Origin of the sequence: Zobellella aerophila, assembly GCF_039539325.1 — a bacterium.
Taxonomy (GTDB): domain Bacteria; phylum Pseudomonadota; class Gammaproteobacteria; order Enterobacterales; family Aeromonadaceae; genus Oceanimonas; species Oceanimonas aerophila.
Genome location: NZ_BAABCX010000001.1, coordinates 1213986 through 1229461, shown reverse-complemented (window position 1 = coordinate 1229461; position 15476 = coordinate 1213986). Strand labels below are relative to the sequence as shown.

Genomic DNA, 15476 nt, shown 5'->3' with positions numbered 1-15476 from the left:
GGCGTCGATGGATGAGATCCAACGGGGGTTTATCCTGACCCGGCACAGCCGGGATCTGGCGGGTAACACCGAGATAGTGTACTGGCTGTGCAGCGAGCAGGGGCCGGTTAAGCTGGTGCTTGAGGGTGAGCGACCGTTGCTGATGGTGCCGCTCGATGAGGCGGCACCCATAGCCGGCCTGCTGGCCGGTATCGACTATCAATGGGCCGAACCCGGCCTGCAGACCTTTGAGCACAGGCCGGTCGCGGTGCTGTATTTTACCAGCCTCGCCAGCCATAAACAGGCGGCGGCCCTGCTCAGGGCCGCCGCCATCGCTGTCTATGAAGACGACTTTCGCCTCCATGAGCGCTACCTGTTCAGCCGTTTCATCCAGGGTTCGGTGGATTTTATCGGCCGGCAGCTGCCGGCCTCCGGCTATCGCCGTTTTACCCAACCCCGGCTCAAGCCCGGCGACTGGCAGCCGGAATTCAGCACCCTGTCCCTGGATATCGAATGTTCGGCCAAGGGTGAGCTTTACTCCATCGGCCTCTATGGCCAGGGGCTGGCCCGGGTACTGATGATTGGACAGCCCGAGTCCGCCGCGACCGATATCCGCTGGGTTGCCGACGAGCCCGCCTTATTAACGGCCCTGGAGCAGGAGCTCAACCTATATGATCCTGACCTGATCATCGGCTGGAGCCTGGTCAACTTCGATCTGCGGCTGATCCTGCAGCGCGCGGCCCTGCATGGGCTGCGGCTGAAGCTGGGCCGGGGGGGCGAGGGGGCCTATCTGCGCGAGGCCAGCCATAGCGGCCAGGTGTTTGTCACCCTGCCGGGTCGGGTGGCCATCGACGGCATAGACGCGCTCAAGACCGCCTGTTATCAGTTCGACAGTTTCAGCCTGGAGCAGGTGGCGCAACGGCTGCTGGGACGGGGCAAGCAAACCGAGGATGTGGCCAACCGGCTGGCCACCATCCAAAGGGATTTTCGCCATAATAAGCCCAAACTGGCGGCCTACAACCTGGAAGATTGCCGTCTGGTGTGGGATATCTTCGAGCACACCCGGCTGCTGGATTTTTTACGGCTGCGCAGCCAGCTCACCGGGCTGGAGCTGGATCGCAGCGGCGGCTCGGTCGCCGCCTTCACCCACCTCTATCTGCCCCATGTGCACCGGGCGGGCTATGTGGCCCCCAACCTGCCCGCCGACGGCGGCCTGGCAAGCCCAGGCGGCTATGTGATGGAGTCAAAGCCCGGCCTCTATCGCCATGTGCTGGTGCTGGATTTCAAGAGTCTATATCCCTCCATTATCCGTACCTTCAAGATAGATCCCCTAGGATTGGTGCTGGGGCTGCAGGAGGCGGATGCCATCCCCGGCTTCCGTGGCGGACAGTTTTCCCGCCACCGGCATTTTTTGCCGGCCATCATCGAGGCACTGTGGCAACAGCGGGATCATGCCAAGCGGCAGCAGGACGGGCCCCGTTCCCAGGCCATCAAGATCCTGATGAATTCCTTTTACGGGGTACTGGGCTCGGGGGGGTGCCGTTTCTATGATACCCGGCTGGCCTCGTCCATCACCCTACGTGGCCATGACATCATGCAGCAAACCGCGGCCTGGATCGAACAGCAGGGGCACAGGGTGATCTATGGCGACACCGACTCGGTCTTTGTGCTGCTCGCCGGCAACCACGACGAGGCCTCGGCCAGCGCGGAAGGGCGGCGTCTGGCGGGTCTGGTCAACGATGGCTGGCAGGCAACGCTGGCCGAGCAGTTCCGGCTGCAGAGTCATCTTGAGCTGCAATTCGAGACCTATTATTCCCGCTTCCTGATGCCCACCATCCGCGGCCGGGAGCAGGGCTCGAAAAAACGTTATGCGGGGCTGAGCGTAAAAGACGGCCGGGTGTCGCTGATCTTTAAGGGCATGGAGACGGTGCGTTCGGACTGGACTCCCCTGGCCCAGTGGTTTCAGACCCGACTCTACCGGCTGGTATTTGAGGACCGGGATCCCAGCGACTTTGTGCGTACCGCCCTGGCGCAGACCCTGGCCGGAGAGCGGGATGCCGAGTTGGTCTATCGCAAGCGGTTGCGGCGGCCCCTGGCCCTGTATGTGAAAAGCCAGCCGCCCCAGGTGCGGGCGGCCCGGCTGGCCGACGAGCACAACGCCCGGTTGGGACGCCCGCTGCGCTATCAGCAAAAGGGCCACATCCGTTACCTGATCACCCTCAACGGCCCGGAGCCCGAGGAGTACCGCCGCTCGGCCATCGATTACCAGCACTATATAGACCGCCAGCTCAAGCCGGTGGCCGACGCCATACTGCCGTTTGTGGGGTTGAGCTTCGAGGCGCTGACTGGCCGGCAACTGGGGCTGTTCTAGATTGGTGACCGGGATTGGTAATTAGGGACCGGCTTGCAACCCCTATTCCCTATTCCCTTTGTCCTTACCCTCCTTGTCATCGGGGTGGTAGCTGCCGGGGGGAACGCCCCAGTTGTCTTTTTTGCTTTCTTCGGTGTCCCAGTCTTTCAGATTCATCTTGTCGCGGTTTTTTTCCACCGACTTTTCAATCCTCTTGGTGTCCTTGAGGGCGCCGACGAACAGGCCGACCAGAAACAGCAGGGGCAGGGCGATCCAGAGCCAGGTGCTCATGGTTTAATCCTCGGTGATATTGCGGACATAGCGGGCGAAAATTTCGTCCAGTAAGGTAAGGATATGCGCTTTTCCGGCCACAGGTCGAGTACTGATGGCCGCCGCGACCAGCGTCGGGGTCAGCCGGGCGGCACAGGGCCGGGCCAGGGGGCGGTAGCTCAGGTGCCAGGGTTCGACCGCCACCCCGCCGAGCGGCAGGCGGTAGGGGCGGAAAAAGCCGAAGCGGGTCAGGTTGGCATCCAGCCACTTGGTCAGCGGATAAAAATAGCCGTCCGGTCCGTATTCCCAGGGCTCGAGCCGAAGCAGTGCGCCGGTGGGCAGCAGCGCCGGATCGTAGACATCCAGATCCGTGCCCCAATGGTGGCGGCTGGTGCCGGGCAGGGCGCTCCAGTGCAGGATGGCCGCGATGCGCCGTGGCTCATCCAGGCTGAGGGCATCCAGCGGCCGGCTGTCGGCATCCAGCAACGGCCGGCTGCCGTCGAACTTGCCGTTCCAGATGGCCATCTGTCGCTCGAAGCTGCGGAAGCTGGAAGCCGGCACCAGGTTGAAGCCCGCGGCCGCGGCCGCCGCCTGCAGTTTGACAAAGGCGGCCGCGGCACCGGGCCGCAGGCGATGACCATCGGCCAGGCTGACCAGGTGATCCTCGCTCAGGCCCAGCAGGGCATCGTTGCTGATGCCGGCCTGGCTCATGCCAGCAACCGCTCCAGTATGCCTTGATACATATCGGTCAACTGCTCCAGATCAGCGATTTTCACGCATTCGTTCAGCTTGTGAATGGTGGCGTTGACCGGCCCCAACTCGATCACCTGGGCGCCGGTCTGGGCGATAAAGCGGCCGTCGGAGGTTCCGCCGGTGGTGAGCAGGGCGGGAGCCTGATGGCGCACGGCGGTGACCGCCGCGACCGTGGCTTCGAGTAGGTCCCCCTTGTCGGTGAGGAAAGGCTTGCCGTTCAGCAGCCATTTGATCTCATAGTCCAGGCCATGGGCATCCAGCACACTGTGCACCCTGGCCTTGATCTTGGCCTCGTTCAGCTCGGTGCTGAAGCGCAGATTGAATTGGGCATGCAGCTCGCCGGGGATCACGTTGGAGGCGCCGGTGCCGGCCTGGATGTTGGCTATCTGGAAGCTGGTCGGCGGGAAAAACTCGTTACCCTGATCCCACAGGGTATTGGCCAGCTCGGCGAGGGCGGGGGCGGCCCTGTGCACCGGGTTGTCGGCCAGATGGGGATAGGCCACATGGCCCTGTATGCCCTTGACGGTCAGGTCGCCGGTGAGTGAGCCACGCCGGCCATTCTTGACCACGTCGCCCACCTCCGCGGTGGAGGAGGGCTCCCCCACCAGGCACCAGGTGATTTTCTCGTCGCGGGCTTCGAGGGTGTCGATTACCCGGGTGGTGCCGTTGATAAAGGGGCCTTCCTCGTCGCTGGTGATCAGGAAGGCGATGGAGCCCTGATGATCCGGATATTGGGCCACAAAGCGCTCGGTGGCCACCACCATGGCGGCGAGCGAGCCCTTCATGTCGGCGGCGCCCCGGCCGTGCAGGTAACCATTGATTTCTGTCGCCTCGAAGGGGGGCGTATGCCATTTATCCAGGGGGCCGGGGGGCACCACATCCGTATGGCCGGCAAAGCAGAACAGAGGCCCTTCGCTGCCGCGCCGGGCCCACAGGTTGGTGGTGTCCTCAAACACCATGGTTTCCAGCGTGAATCCAAGGGCGGCGAGACGTTCGCCCATCAGCTCCTGGCAACCCTTATCTTCCGGGGTAACCGAGGGGCGGTTGATTAAGTCTTTGGTCAGGGCCAGGACGGCGGAATCAGTCATTGTTGTCCTTGTTTACCGATTAAATACGTTATTGATTAAAAAAACGGGCATAGTCAGCGGCGTTAAAGCCCAGTTGCAACCGATCGTCATGGACCAGCAGGGGGCGCTTGATCATGGCGGGGGTGGCTGTGAGCAGGGCGGCGGCGGTATCCGGGCCGAGGGTGGCCTTGTCTTCATCGCTCAGGGCGCGGTAGCTGGTGCCTCTTTTATTGACCAGCTGTTCCCAGCCCAGGCGTGCCAGCCAGTCCTGTAATTCCAGCGGATCTAGGCCATCGATCCTGTGATCGATAAATTGGTAGTCGATGGCATGCTGTTCAAGCCACTTACGGGCTTTTTTTACCGTATCGCAGTTCTTGATGCCGTAAAGTTTGATGGTCATCGGGGGGTCCTGTTGCAAGCGTGGTTGGATTCTGGCATTTCGGCGTAACAGCTGCAACCTGAGCCAGCGGCCTGCGGAGACGCAACAGACCCGCGGGCCGGGTTCAAGCCAGACCAATTTACACTGGCACCGGGCCCGGGCTTTGGGTACTGTTATCCACTTCATCGTCCTGTCGTCGCCGGTTTCCGTGTATTGTCGCGGGGCATGCCTGCACCTGGCGCTTTATCGAATTTGCTGTTTAAGCATATGGAGAGGGGATAAAGGTTGGAACTTAAGGAATACTGGAGTGATCGTTATCACTCCCGAGATTTTAAGCTAACCCGGGTCGGGGTGGTCGCCATCCGCTTTCGCTGGCTGGTGACCCTGTTGATCATCGGGATCGCCGGCTGGATACCGATGGATTGGCTGGTGCTGGATTCGGCGCATTTCAATTTGCTGTGGAAAACGCGTTTGATCACCGGCGCCATGCTGACCCCCCTGTTGCCGCTCAGTTATCTGTGCAAACTCAACCGCCGCTGGATGGTGGCCTCCATCTACTATCTGGTGGGGGTGATGCTGGCGTTCAACTGGGTCGCCCTGTGGAGCTTTCAGGGAGAGGCGGTCCCCGTCGGTTACCTCGCCTTCCCCTATTTCCTGCTGGGACTGCTGGGGGTGCTGCCCCTGCAGCTGCAATCCAGCATCAAGCTGGCGTTGACCATCAGCCTGCTGGTGCTGGCCTCTGATTACTGGCTGGATCACGGCAGCCTGACCAACGGGGTGCTGGTGGACAGGGTCTGGCTGTTGCTCAGCTTCGGGCTGGCCATGGTCTGGGTGCAGTGCGGCCAGTTGCGCATGCTGCTCGATCTCTACCGGGAATCATCCCGGGATCCCCTGACCCGCTTGATGAACCGTCGCCTGTTCGTGCGCCAACTGGAGCAGGTGCGCTACCAGAGCAAGGATGAGCGTCCCTATAGCCTGCTCCTGCTGGATTTGGACCGCTTTAAAAGGATCAATGATGATTTTGGCCATCTGATGGGTGATGAGGTGCTGGTCACGGTCGCCAATACCATACTGGACATCCTGGGCCAGGACGCCATGGTGGCGCGCTATGGCGGGGAAGAGTTTATGGTCTTGCTGCCCGATACGTCGCTGTCGCAGGCTTTGCGCCAGGCCGAGACCTTGCGTCTGGCGGTGGAATCCCAGCCGGTGGTCAGCCCCTTGGACGACAGGGAGGTCAATGTCACCATCAGCGTAGGGGTGGTGGAAGGTAATAAAGACAGCCAGGTGCAGGCGCTGCTGCGGCAGGCCGATGAAGCCCTCTATGCCGCCAAGAGCAGGGGGCGTAACTGTGTGATGCCGGAGAGACTGGCCGCCTGAGGCAGTTGTCTGGACAGAACAAGGTGCAGGGTGCTTACGTCGGGCTTGGCCATGGCTTATACTGCTGGCCTTGCCCAGTTTGACTCCACCCATATCCCCCAACGGGACAACAATAGCGAGATGTCTTATGCCCAAGGACAAACAGGAAAAACGCGCCCTCTACGTTCCTTATGCCGGTCCGGCCCTGCTGGAAACGCCCTTGCTGAACAAGGGCAGTGCCTTTAACAAAGAAGAGCGGATCTCGTTCAACCTGGATGGCTTGTTGCCGCACAATATAGAAACCATTGAAGAACAGGTATCCAGAGCTTATCGGCAATATATTTCCTTTCAGAACGATCTGGACAAGCATATCTACCTGCGCAACATCCAAGATACGAATGAAACCCTATTTTATCGCCTGGTCGAAGATCATCTGAGCAAGATGATGCCCATCATTTATACCCCGACCGTGGGCAAGGCCTGTGAAGAATTTTCCAATATCTATCGCCGGGCCCGGGGCCTGTTTATTTCCTATCCGGACAAAGATCGTATCGACGATATCCTGCAAAATGCCACCAAGCGCAACGTCAAGGTGATCGTGGTCACCGACGGTGAGCGTATCCTGGGACTGGGTGACCAGGGCATCGGCGGTATGGGTATCCCGATCGGTAAATTGTCCCTCTATACCGCCTGCGGCGGCATCTCTCCCGCCTATACCCTGCCGGTGGTACTGGATGCGGGCACCAACAATCCCCAACTGCTCAACGACCCCATGTATATGGGCTGGCGCAACCCCAGGGTGAGCGGTGAGGAATACGATCAGTTTGTGGATGCCTTTATCAAGGCGGTCAAGCGCCGCTGGCCCAATGTGCTGTTGCAGTTCGAGGACTTCGCCCAGAAGAATGCCATGCCGTTGCTCAACCGTTACAAGGACGAGCTGTGCTGCTTCAATGACGATATTCAGGGCACGGCGGCGGTCACCCTGGGCTCCCTGATCGCGGCCTGTGAGGCCAGCGGCAGCAAATTGTCCGAGAAAAAAGTGGCATTCCTGGGTTCCGGCTCCGCCGGCTGCGGGATTGCCGAGCAGATAGTGGCCCAGATGAAGGCCGAAGGCCTGAGCGATGCCAAGGCGCGGGAACGGGTGTTTATGGTCGACCGCTTCGGCCTGCTGACCAGCAACATGCCCAACCTGCTGGACTTCCAGCGGCCCCTGGCGCAGCCCATGGACAGCATCCAGGACTGGCAGACCGAGGGGGAAAATATCTCCCTGCTGGAAGTGATGCAGAACGGCAAGCCGGATATCCTGATTGGGGTATCGGGTCAGCCGGGCCTGTTCACCGAAGCGGTGGTTAAAACCATGCACGCCCACTGTGAACGGCCCATCATCTTCCCCCTGTCCAACCCCACCTCGCGGGTGGAGGCGACACCGGAAGACATTATCAACTGGACCGACGGCCAGGCGCTGGTGGCCACCGGCAGCCCCTTTGCACCGGTGGAATACAAAGGCAAGCTGTATGAAATTGCCCAGTGCAACAACTCCTATATTTTTCCCGGCATCGGCCTGGGCGTGCTGGCCTGTGGCGCCAAGCGGGTGACGGATGCCATGCTGATGGCATCGAGCCGGGCCCTGGCCGCCTGTTCGCCGCTGGCTATCAACGGTGAAGGTTCCTTGTTGCCCCCCCTGGAGGATATTCAGCAGGTAAGCCGCCAGATTGCCAAGATGGTGGCCAAAACTGCCCAGTTGCAGGGACAGGCGCTGCAGATTTCCGATACCGCCCTGGACGAGGCGATAGAGGCCAACTTCTGGACCCCGGAATACCGTAAATACCGCCGGGTTTCTTTCTAAGCACTGTTCATCCAGCCTTGTAAATGATGACGCCGGTACCCCACCGGCGTTTTTTGTCTCCTATGCTTGGAGATAGCAAGGTCTGCCTTCATTTACCTTTTCCCCGGACGCACATCCGGTGCTGGCGGCTGCCTGACGAGTAGCGGGGCAGGGAAGAGCCGCTTTGATTATACTTTTAAATATACTGATCGGTCGTTCGCGCGGTTGGCACGGCCGCCTGCCGATCGGGGAGGTTGGTGATGAAGCGGTATTATTATGTCAGCGACAACCTGGATGATCTGGAAGCCGTCGAGCAGGAACTGGAGCGCTGTGGCATTACCCAGCCCCAGATCCACGTACTCAGTGAAAGAGACGGGGAGGTAGAACGACACCGGCTGCATGAGGTAGAGGCCGTGCTGAAGAAAGATGTGGTCCATGCCACCGAAGTGGGGGCCTTGATCGGCGCCGTTGCCGCCGGCTTTGTACTGCTGCTCAGCTATCTGTCCGGCATCACCGAAACGGTCGGCTGGGTTCCCTTTATTTTCCTGGCGATAGTGGCGCTGGGTTTTGGTGCCTGGGAAGGCGGCATGTTCGGCATCCAGAATCCGCACCGGGACTTTCGCAAGTTTATGGACGCACTGCAGGCGGGCAAGCACGTGTTCTTTGTGGATGTGGAACCGACCCAGGAAGCTATCCTGGCACGGGTGGCCGGGGCGCACCCCCAGTTGCAGGCAGCCGGTACCGGTGCTGCGACACCGCGCTGGGTGATCCTGGCCCAGAACAAATGGAAAGCATTTAACCGGACGATGCCCTGATCCCCAAAATGTCCTTGAACAGGGTTGAAAACCGGAATTGATCCCCCATATTGCCCAACAGGAGTTTTACTGCCGCTCGACGCTGCTTTTTTGCCTCGCTATAATGCCGCGTCAATTTGCCATGAAGACCCAGGTCTTCACCAGGACTCAAGGAGCAGCTCGCTGCTTCATTTACATCACAGGGTCAGCACCAAGGTGCTGAAGAGAATTGAGGTAATATAATGCAAGTTTCTGTAGAGACGACCCAAGGCCTGGAGCGCCGTCTGACCATCACTGTACCGGCTGAAAAAGTGGCAGGTGAAGTCAACGGCCGTCTGCGTCAGCTGGCCAAAACCCGTCGTATCGATGGTTTCCGTCCTGGCAAGGCGCCTTTAGCCGTTATCAAGAAAATGTTTGGCCCCTCAGTCGAAGCCGATGTGGCCGGCGAGCTGATGCAGCGTAATTTTTTCGAAGCCGTGATGGCCGAAAAACTGAACCCGGCCGGCATGCCGACCATGGAGCCTGCCGCCATCAAGGCCGGCGAAGACTTCACCTTCACCGCTACCTTTGAAGTCTACCCGGAAGTGGAAGTGACCGGCCTGGATGCGGTTGTAGTCGAAAAGCCGCAGGCCGAAGTGACCGATGTCGAACTGGACAAGATGATCGACACCCTGCGCAAGCAGCACGCCGACTGGGTTGAAGTCGAGCGTGAAGCCGCCACCGACGACCGCGTGACCATGAATTTCGTCGGCTCGGTAGACGGTGAAGAGTTTGAAGGCGGCGCCGCCGAAGACTTCGTGCTGGTACTGGGCTCCGGCCGAATGATCCCTGGCTTTGAAGACGGCCTGCTGGGCAAGAAGGTCGGCGACGACTTCACCCTGGAAGTGACCTTCCCCGAGGACTACCACGCCGAAAACCTGAAAGGCAAGCCGGCTCAGTTCGCCATCGCCGTGACCAAGGTTGAAGCCCAGCAACTGCCTGAGCTGACTGAAGAATTCGTACAGCGTTTCGGCATCGCCGACGGTTCTGTCGACGGTCTGAAAGCCGAAGTGCGCAAAAACATGGAGCGCGAGCTGGCCCAGGCGCTGAAAGCCTCTGTTAAGGAGCAGGTGATCGACGGCCTGATCGCCCAGAACCAGATCGAGGTGCCCAAGGCCCTGATCGACGGTGAAATCGACAACCTGCGCAAGCAGGCCCTGCAGCGCTTTGGTGGCATGGACACTAAAAATGCGCCACAACTGCCGGCCGAATTGTTCCAGGACCAGGCCGAGCGCCGCGTACGCGTAGGTCTGCTGCTGGGTGAAGTGATCAAGCAGAACGACATCAAGGCCGATGATGCCAAGGTACAGGAAATCATCGCGTCCATGGCCTCTGCCTACGAAGATCCGGCCGAAGTCATCGCCTATTACAACGATAACAAGCAACTGCTGGAAAGCGTACGTAACCTGGCGGTCGAAGATCAGGCCATCGAGTTTGTGCTGGCACAGGCTCAGGTGAGCGACAAGCAGGTGTCTTTTGACGAACTGATGAACAAGCCGGGCGTTGGCGCTTAAGAACATTTGACTTAAGCAATAAGCTGTTGCGTATAATGGCCCTAGTGTTAGTGCACTCGGGCCATTTTATTTAGGGGACAAGACCTTATGTCAAATAATGATACTTCGCTGATGGACGGGCCCCTGGCTGCTCTGGTACCCATAGTGGTGGAGCAAACCGCCAAGGGTGAGCGTTCTTACGATATTTATTCTCGTCTGCTGAAAGAGCGGGTGATCTTTATGACCGGCCAGGTGGAAGACCATATGGCCAACCTGATCTGTGCCCAGATGTTGTTCCTGGAGTCGGAAAATCCGGAGAAGGATATATACCTTTATATCAATTCCCCTGGAGGCTCGGTGACCGCCGGCATGTCCATTTATGACACCATGCAGTTCATCAAGCCGGACGTCAGTACCGTCTGCATGGGGCAGGCCTGCTCCATGGGCGCCTTCCTGCTGGCCGGTGGCGCCACCGGCAAGCGTTTCGCCCTGCCCAACAGCCGGGTGATGATCCATCAACCGCTGGGCGGCTTCCAGGGGCAGGCATCGGATATCCAGATCCATGCCAAGGAAATTCTGTATATTAAAGAGAAACTCAATCGTCTGCTGGCCGAACACACCGGGCAGGAGCTGTCGGTTGTGGAGCGGGATACCGACCGGGACAACTTTATGTCGGCAGTCCAAGCCAAGGAATATGGCCTGATCGACCAGGTACTGCACAAGCGCGATTGAGCAAAGCGGGGTGGGGTGTTATACACTCTCAATATGAGTGGCGAGCGCTCCGTCGCCTGTACGCATAAGAGGTGACTGAATGACAGACAAACGCAGGGGTGAAGGGGACGGCGGCAAACTGCTGTATTGTTCTTTTTGCGGTAAAAGCCAACACGAAGTGCGTAAGCTGATCGCCGGCCCTTCCGTCTATATTTGTGACGAATGTGTCGAGCTGTGCGAAGACATCATTCGCGAAGAGATCAAAGACATTTCCCCCAAGCGGGAAGGTGAGGCGCTGCCCACGCCCCACGAGATACGTGCGCACCTGGATGATTATGTTATCGGTCAGGACCACGCCAAAAAGGTGTTGGCGGTGGCGGTGTACAACCACTACAAGCGGTTACGCAATGCGACCAGTTCCGATGGCGTGGAACTCGGCAAGTCCAATATTTTGCTGATCGGTCCCACCGGCTCGGGTAAAACCCTGCTGGCCGAGACCCTGGCTCGCCTGCTGGATGTACCCTTTACCATGGCTGACGCCACTACCCTGACCGAGGCCGGCTATGTGGGGGAGGACGTAGAGAACATCATCCAGAAGTTGTTGCAAAAATGCGACTATGATGTGGAGAAGGCCCAGCGCGGTATCGTCTATATTGATGAGATCGATAAGATCTCCCGTAAGTCGGACAATCCGTCCATCACCCGTGATGTATCGGGGGAAGGGGTGCAGCAGGCCCTGCTGAAGCTGATCGAAGGCACCGTCGCCTCGGTACCACCCCAGGGTGGGCGTAAGCATCCGCAGCAGGAATTCCTGCAGGTCGATACCTCCAAGATCCTGTTCGTCTGTGGTGGCGCCTTTGCCGGCCTGGACAAGGTGATCGAACAGCGGATGGATAAGGGCACCGGCATCGGCTTTGGCGCCGAGGTGAAAACCAAGAACGACAAGGCCAGCTTGAGTGAAATCTTTACCCAGGTTGAGCCGGGCGATTTGGTCAAATACGGCCTGATCCCCGAGTTTATCGGCCGTCTGCCGGTGGTGGCGACGCTCACCGAATTGGATGAAGACGCCCTGGTACAGATCCTGTCCGAGCCGAAAAATGCCCTGACCAAGCAGTACGGTGCCTTATTCTCGTTGGAAGATGTGGCGTTGGAGTTTCGTGAAGATGCCCTGCGTGCCATCGCCCGCAAGGCCATGGAGCGTAAAACAGGTGCCCGTGGCCTGCGCTCCATCGTGGAAGGTGTGTTGCTCGATACCATGTACGACCTGCCGTCGATGGACGACGTGGCCAAAGTGGTCATTGATGAAACCGTGATTAAAGGCGAGTCTGACCCTATCCTGATTTTTCAGAAAGGGGAAAACCAGGCCGTATCCGGTGACTGATTGAGCTATTTTTAGTCGATATAAAGGGGCATCATGCCCCTTTTATTGTTTTTGCCCAGGCGGTGATTGAATCTGGCGATCACGCCCCCATATACTGCCCAAGCGCTAATAAATTGCATTCAAGCTGAGAGGACACTATGACCCTAGAGCGTTCCGAACGCATCGAAACCCCCGTCCTGCCTCTCCGTGACGTGGTGGTATATCCCCATATGGTGATCCCCTTGTTTGTGGGACGGGAGAAGTCCATCCGCTGTCTGGAAGCGGCCATGGAGCAGGACAAAAAGGTACTGCTGGTCGCGCAGAAAGATGCGACCACCGATGAGCCGGGGGCCGATGATATCTATCAGGTGGGTACCGTGGCCAATGTGCTGCAGCTGTTGAAGCTGCCCGATGGCACCGTCAAGGTATTGGTGGAAGGCGGTCAGCGGGCCAGGCTGGAAAGCCTGTCCGAGCAGGACGGTTACTTCGTGGCCGATGCCCAGTACCTGGCCACCCAGCCGCTGGATGAAAAGGAGCAGGAAGTGCTGGTGCGCTCCGCCATCACCCAGTTCGAAGGCTACATCAAGCTCAACAAGAAAATCCCGCCGGAGGTGTTGACCTCACTGTCGGCGATCGAAGACGCCGCGCGCCTGGCCGATACCATGGCGGCCCATATGCCCCTGAAGCTGGAAGACAAGCAGAAGGTGCTGGAAATCAGCCAGGTGGGTGAGCGGCTCGAATTCCTGATGGCGATGATGGAGTCGGAAATCGACTTGCTGCAGGTCGAACGCCGGATCCGCGCCCGGGTCAAGAAACAGATGGAGAAGAGCCAGCGGGAGTACTATCTCAACGAGCAGATGAAGGCCATCCAGAAAGAGCTGGGTGAGCTGGAGGATGTGCCCGACGAGTTCGAGGCCCTGCAGCAAAAGATAGACGAGGCGGGCATGACCGACGAGGCCCATGGCAAGGTCATGGCCGAATTCGCCAAATTAAAGATGATGTCACCCATGTCGGCGGAAGCCACAGTGGTGCGTGGCTACATCGATTGGGTGCTGTCGGTACCCTGGAAGAAGCGTTCCAAGGTGAAGAAGGACCTGGCCAAGGCCGAGGAGATCCTCGACGCCGACCACTATGGTTTGGAGCGGGTGAAAGAGCGCATCATCGAATATCTGGCGGTACAGAGTCGTACCAACAAGCTGAAAGGACCCATCCTGTGTCTGGTGGGGCCGCCCGGCGTGGGTAAAACCTCTCTGGGACAGTCCATCGCCAAGTCCACCGGACGCAAATATGTGCGTATGGCTCTGGGCGGGGTGCGTGACGAGGCGGAAATTCGTGGTCACCGCCGGACCTATATCGGTTCCATGCCCGGTAAGTTGATCCAAAAAATGGCCAAGGTCGGGGTGCGCAACCCGCTGTTCCTGCTGGATGAGATCGATAAGATGTCCTCCGATATGCGCGGTGATCCGGCGTCTGCCCTGCTGGAGGTGCTGGATCCGGAGCAGAACCACAGTTTCAACGATCACTATCTGGAAGTGGACTACGACCTGTCCGACGTGATGTTTGTGGCCACTTCCAACTCCATGCATATTCCGGCGCCGCTGCTGGATCGGATGGAGGTCATCCGGCTGTCCGGTTACACCGAGGACGAGAAGCTCAACATCGCCAAGCGTCACCTGCTGTCCAAGCAGCTCAGCCGCAATGGTCTGAAACCCGACGAGTTGGTGGTGGAAGACTCGGCTATTATCGGCATTATCCGTTACTACACCCGGGAGGCGGGGGTGCGCAGCCTGGAACGGGATATTTCCAAACTCTGCCGCAAGGCGGTCAAGGAAATCCTGCTCAACAAAGACATCAAACAGGTCGTGATCAACCAGGAAAACCTCAAGTCTTATCTGGGCGTACATCGCTTCGATTACGGCAAGGCGGAAGAGCGTAATCAGGTGGGACAGGTGACCGGCCTGGCCTGGACCGAAGTGGGTGGTGATCTGCTGACCATTGAAGTGGCCAATGTGCCGGGCAAGGGCAAGCTGACCTATACCGGCTCGCTGGGTGATGTGATGCAGGAGTCCATCCAGGCGGCGCTGACGGTGGTGCGTTCGCGCGCGGAAAAATGGCGTATCAACGCAGACTTCCACGAAAAACGGGATATCCATGTGCACGTGCCGGAAGGGGCTACCCCCAAAGATGGCCCCAGCGCCGGTATCGCCATGTGCACCGCCCTGGTGTCCAGCCTGACCGGCAATCCGGTACGCGCCGATGTGGCCATGACCGGAGAAATCACCCTGCGTGGTGAAGTGCTGCCGATCGGGGGCCTGAAAGAAAAGCTGCTGGCGGCACACCGGGGGGGCATCAAGCGGGTGGTGATCCCCAAGGAAAACGAACGGGATCTGGAAGAAATTCCGGATAACGTGAAACAGGATCTGGAAATTCATCCGGTACGTTGGATTGAAGATGTGCTGGAGCTGGCGCTGGAAGAGGCTCCGGAAGGATTTTCTGTGGTGTCAGCCTGAGCTTTTTAGCCTAAATGGCGGTTTCAAGCTTGTCAGCGGCCATCAGTCGCAGTAGCCTTGGATGACGTTTTTACCGGGTCAATGAAGGCGAGGGATTTTTGCCTTCATTGATGGCAATCAGTAGCAGGACAAGCCGCACCCGTGGTCTAGTCATCTACCAATGAATAACAAAATCAAGGTTAGCTCAGTGTCCTGTCACGAGCACTAAAATAACGACAAGGGGAATGATTGTGAATAAATCTCAACTGATCGACAAAATTGCCGAAGGTGCCGATATTACCAAGGCGTCTGCTGGTCGTGCGCTGGATGCCGTGGTCGAGGCGATTACCGAATCATTGAAAGAGGGTGATCAGGTTTCACTGGTCGGCTTTGGCACCTTTGCCGTGCGTGAGCGGGCCGCCCGTACCGGTCGTAACCCGCAAACCGGTGCGGCCATCGAAATCGCCGCCGCCAAAACCCCCGCGTTTAAAGCCGGTAAGGCGCTGAAAGACGCTGTAAACTAAGTCATACTGGCTGCTGGAATTAGCTCCAGTTCAGATCATGATCCGAACAAGGCGCATCTTCAGGTGCGCTTTTTTTCGGATGGGGCG

13 protein-coding genes are annotated in these 15476 nt (G+C 58.7%); 9 read left to right on the top strand and 4 right to left on the bottom strand.

Going from position 1 to position 15476, the window contains the following annotated elements; translation table 11 throughout:
• Positions 1–7 precede the first annotated feature (7 nt).
• Positions 8–2350 carry a DNA polymerase II gene (locus ABD806_RS05695; RefSeq protein WP_344955593.1) on the top strand — a complete coding sequence of 781 codons (2343 nt, stop codon included), beginning with the start codon at positions 8–10 and terminating at the stop codon, positions 2348–2350.
• A gap of 42 nt (positions 2351–2392) precedes the next feature.
• Here ABD806_RS05695 and ABD806_RS05690 read toward each other — a convergent pair whose 3' ends face one another.
• From ABD806_RS05690 to ABD806_RS05675, 4 genes are read right to left on the bottom strand one after another with little or no spacing between them, the layout of a single operon-like run.
• On the bottom strand, positions 2393–2620 hold the full coding sequence (locus ABD806_RS05690; RefSeq protein ID WP_344955591.1) for a hypothetical protein: 228 nt from the start codon (positions 2618–2620) through the stop codon (positions 2393–2395).
• A 3-nt stretch (positions 2621–2623) separates the two neighbouring features.
• On the bottom strand, positions 2624–3295 hold the full coding sequence (locus ABD806_RS05685) for a M15 family metallopeptidase (protein ID WP_344956456.1): 672 nt from the start codon (positions 3293–3295) through the stop codon (positions 2624–2626).
• Between the two features lie 11 nt (positions 3296–3306).
• A complete protein-coding gene (gene dapE / locus ABD806_RS05680) occupies positions 3307–4440 on the bottom strand; it encodes a succinyl-diaminopimelate desuccinylase (RefSeq protein ID WP_344955588.1) in 1134 nt (377 codons plus the stop codon).
• A gap of 28 nt (positions 4441–4468) precedes the next feature.
• Entirely contained in the window at positions 4469–4819 is a 351-nt protein-coding gene (locus ABD806_RS05675; protein ID WP_344955586.1) for an ArsC family reductase, read from the bottom strand.
• A 264-nt stretch (positions 4820–5083) separates the two neighbouring features.
• On the opposite strand from ABD806_RS05675, the gene ABD806_RS05670 reads away from it, so the two are divergent.
• The 8 genes from ABD806_RS05670 (at position 5084) to hupB (ending at position 15389) form a co-directional block, all read left to right on the top strand.
• A complete protein-coding gene (locus ABD806_RS05670; RefSeq protein ID WP_344955584.1) occupies positions 5084–6175 on the top strand; it encodes a GGDEF domain-containing protein in 1092 nt (363 codons plus the stop codon).
• 127 nt (positions 6176–6302) lie between these two features.
• The gene (locus ABD806_RS05665) at positions 6303–8000 is read left to right on the top strand and encodes an NAD-dependent malic enzyme (protein ID WP_344955582.1); all 1698 of its coding nucleotides are present in this window, start codon (positions 6303–6305) and stop codon (positions 7998–8000) included.
• Between the two features lie 239 nt (positions 8001–8239).
• Positions 8240–8794, top strand: coding sequence for a hypothetical protein (locus tag ABD806_RS05660; RefSeq protein WP_344955579.1), 555 nt, complete (start codon positions 8240–8242; stop codon positions 8792–8794).
• Positions 8795–9015: 221 nt separating this feature from the next.
• Positions 9016–10326 carry a trigger factor gene (gene tig, locus ABD806_RS05655; protein WP_344955577.1) on the top strand — a complete coding sequence of 437 codons (1311 nt, stop codon included), beginning with the start codon at positions 9016–9018 and terminating at the stop codon, positions 10324–10326.
• 87 nt (positions 10327–10413) lie between these two features.
• Positions 10414–11037 carry an ATP-dependent Clp endopeptidase proteolytic subunit ClpP gene (gene clpP, locus ABD806_RS05650; protein WP_344955575.1) on the top strand — a complete coding sequence of 208 codons (624 nt, stop codon included), beginning with the start codon at positions 10414–10416 and terminating at the stop codon, positions 11035–11037.
• 79 nt (positions 11038–11116) lie between these two features.
• On the top strand, positions 11117–12397 hold the full coding sequence (gene clpX, locus ABD806_RS05645; protein WP_344955573.1) for an ATP-dependent protease ATP-binding subunit ClpX: 1281 nt from the start codon (positions 11117–11119) through the stop codon (positions 12395–12397).
• 137 nt (positions 12398–12534) lie between these two features.
• Positions 12535–14886 carry an endopeptidase La gene (lon, locus tag ABD806_RS05640; protein WP_344955571.1) on the top strand — a complete coding sequence of 784 codons (2352 nt, stop codon included), beginning with the start codon at positions 12535–12537 and terminating at the stop codon, positions 14884–14886.
• Between the two features lie 230 nt (positions 14887–15116).
• The gene (gene hupB, locus ABD806_RS05635) at positions 15117–15389 is read left to right on the top strand and encodes a nucleoid-associated protein HU-beta (RefSeq protein ID WP_116474491.1); all 273 of its coding nucleotides are present in this window, start codon (positions 15117–15119) and stop codon (positions 15387–15389) included.
• Positions 15390–15476 lie beyond the last annotated feature (87 nt).

Excerpts from the sequence above, each read along its gene's own strand:
- ABD806_RS05695 (WP_344955593.1), top strand. The coding sequence starts at position 8 with ATGGATGAGATCCAACGGGGGTTTATCCTGACCCGGCACAGCCGGGAT.
- ABD806_RS05690 (WP_344955591.1), bottom strand. The coding sequence starts at position 2,620 with ATGAGCACCTGGCTCTGGATCGCCCTGCCCCTGCTGTTTCTGGTCGGC.
- dapE (WP_344955588.1), bottom strand. The coding sequence starts at position 4,440 with ATGACTGATTCCGCCGTCCTGGCCCTGACCAAAGACTTAATCAACCGC.
- ABD806_RS05675 (WP_344955586.1), bottom strand. The coding sequence starts at position 4,819 with ATGACCATCAAACTTTACGGCATCAAGAACTGCGATACGGTAAAAAAA.
- ABD806_RS05665 (WP_344955582.1), top strand. The coding sequence starts at position 6,303 with ATGCCCAAGGACAAACAGGAAAAACGCGCCCTCTACGTTCCTTATGCC.
- ABD806_RS05660 (WP_344955579.1), top strand. The coding sequence starts at position 8,240 with ATGAAGCGGTATTATTATGTCAGCGACAACCTGGATGATCTGGAAGCC.
- tig (WP_344955577.1), top strand. The coding sequence starts at position 9,016 with ATGCAAGTTTCTGTAGAGACGACCCAAGGCCTGGAGCGCCGTCTGACC.
- clpP (WP_344955575.1), top strand. The coding sequence starts at position 10,414 with ATGTCAAATAATGATACTTCGCTGATGGACGGGCCCCTGGCTGCTCTG.
- clpX (WP_344955573.1), top strand. The coding sequence starts at position 11,117 with ATGACAGACAAACGCAGGGGTGAAGGGGACGGCGGCAAACTGCTGTAT.
- lon (WP_344955571.1), top strand. The coding sequence starts at position 12,535 with ATGACCCTAGAGCGTTCCGAACGCATCGAAACCCCCGTCCTGCCTCTC.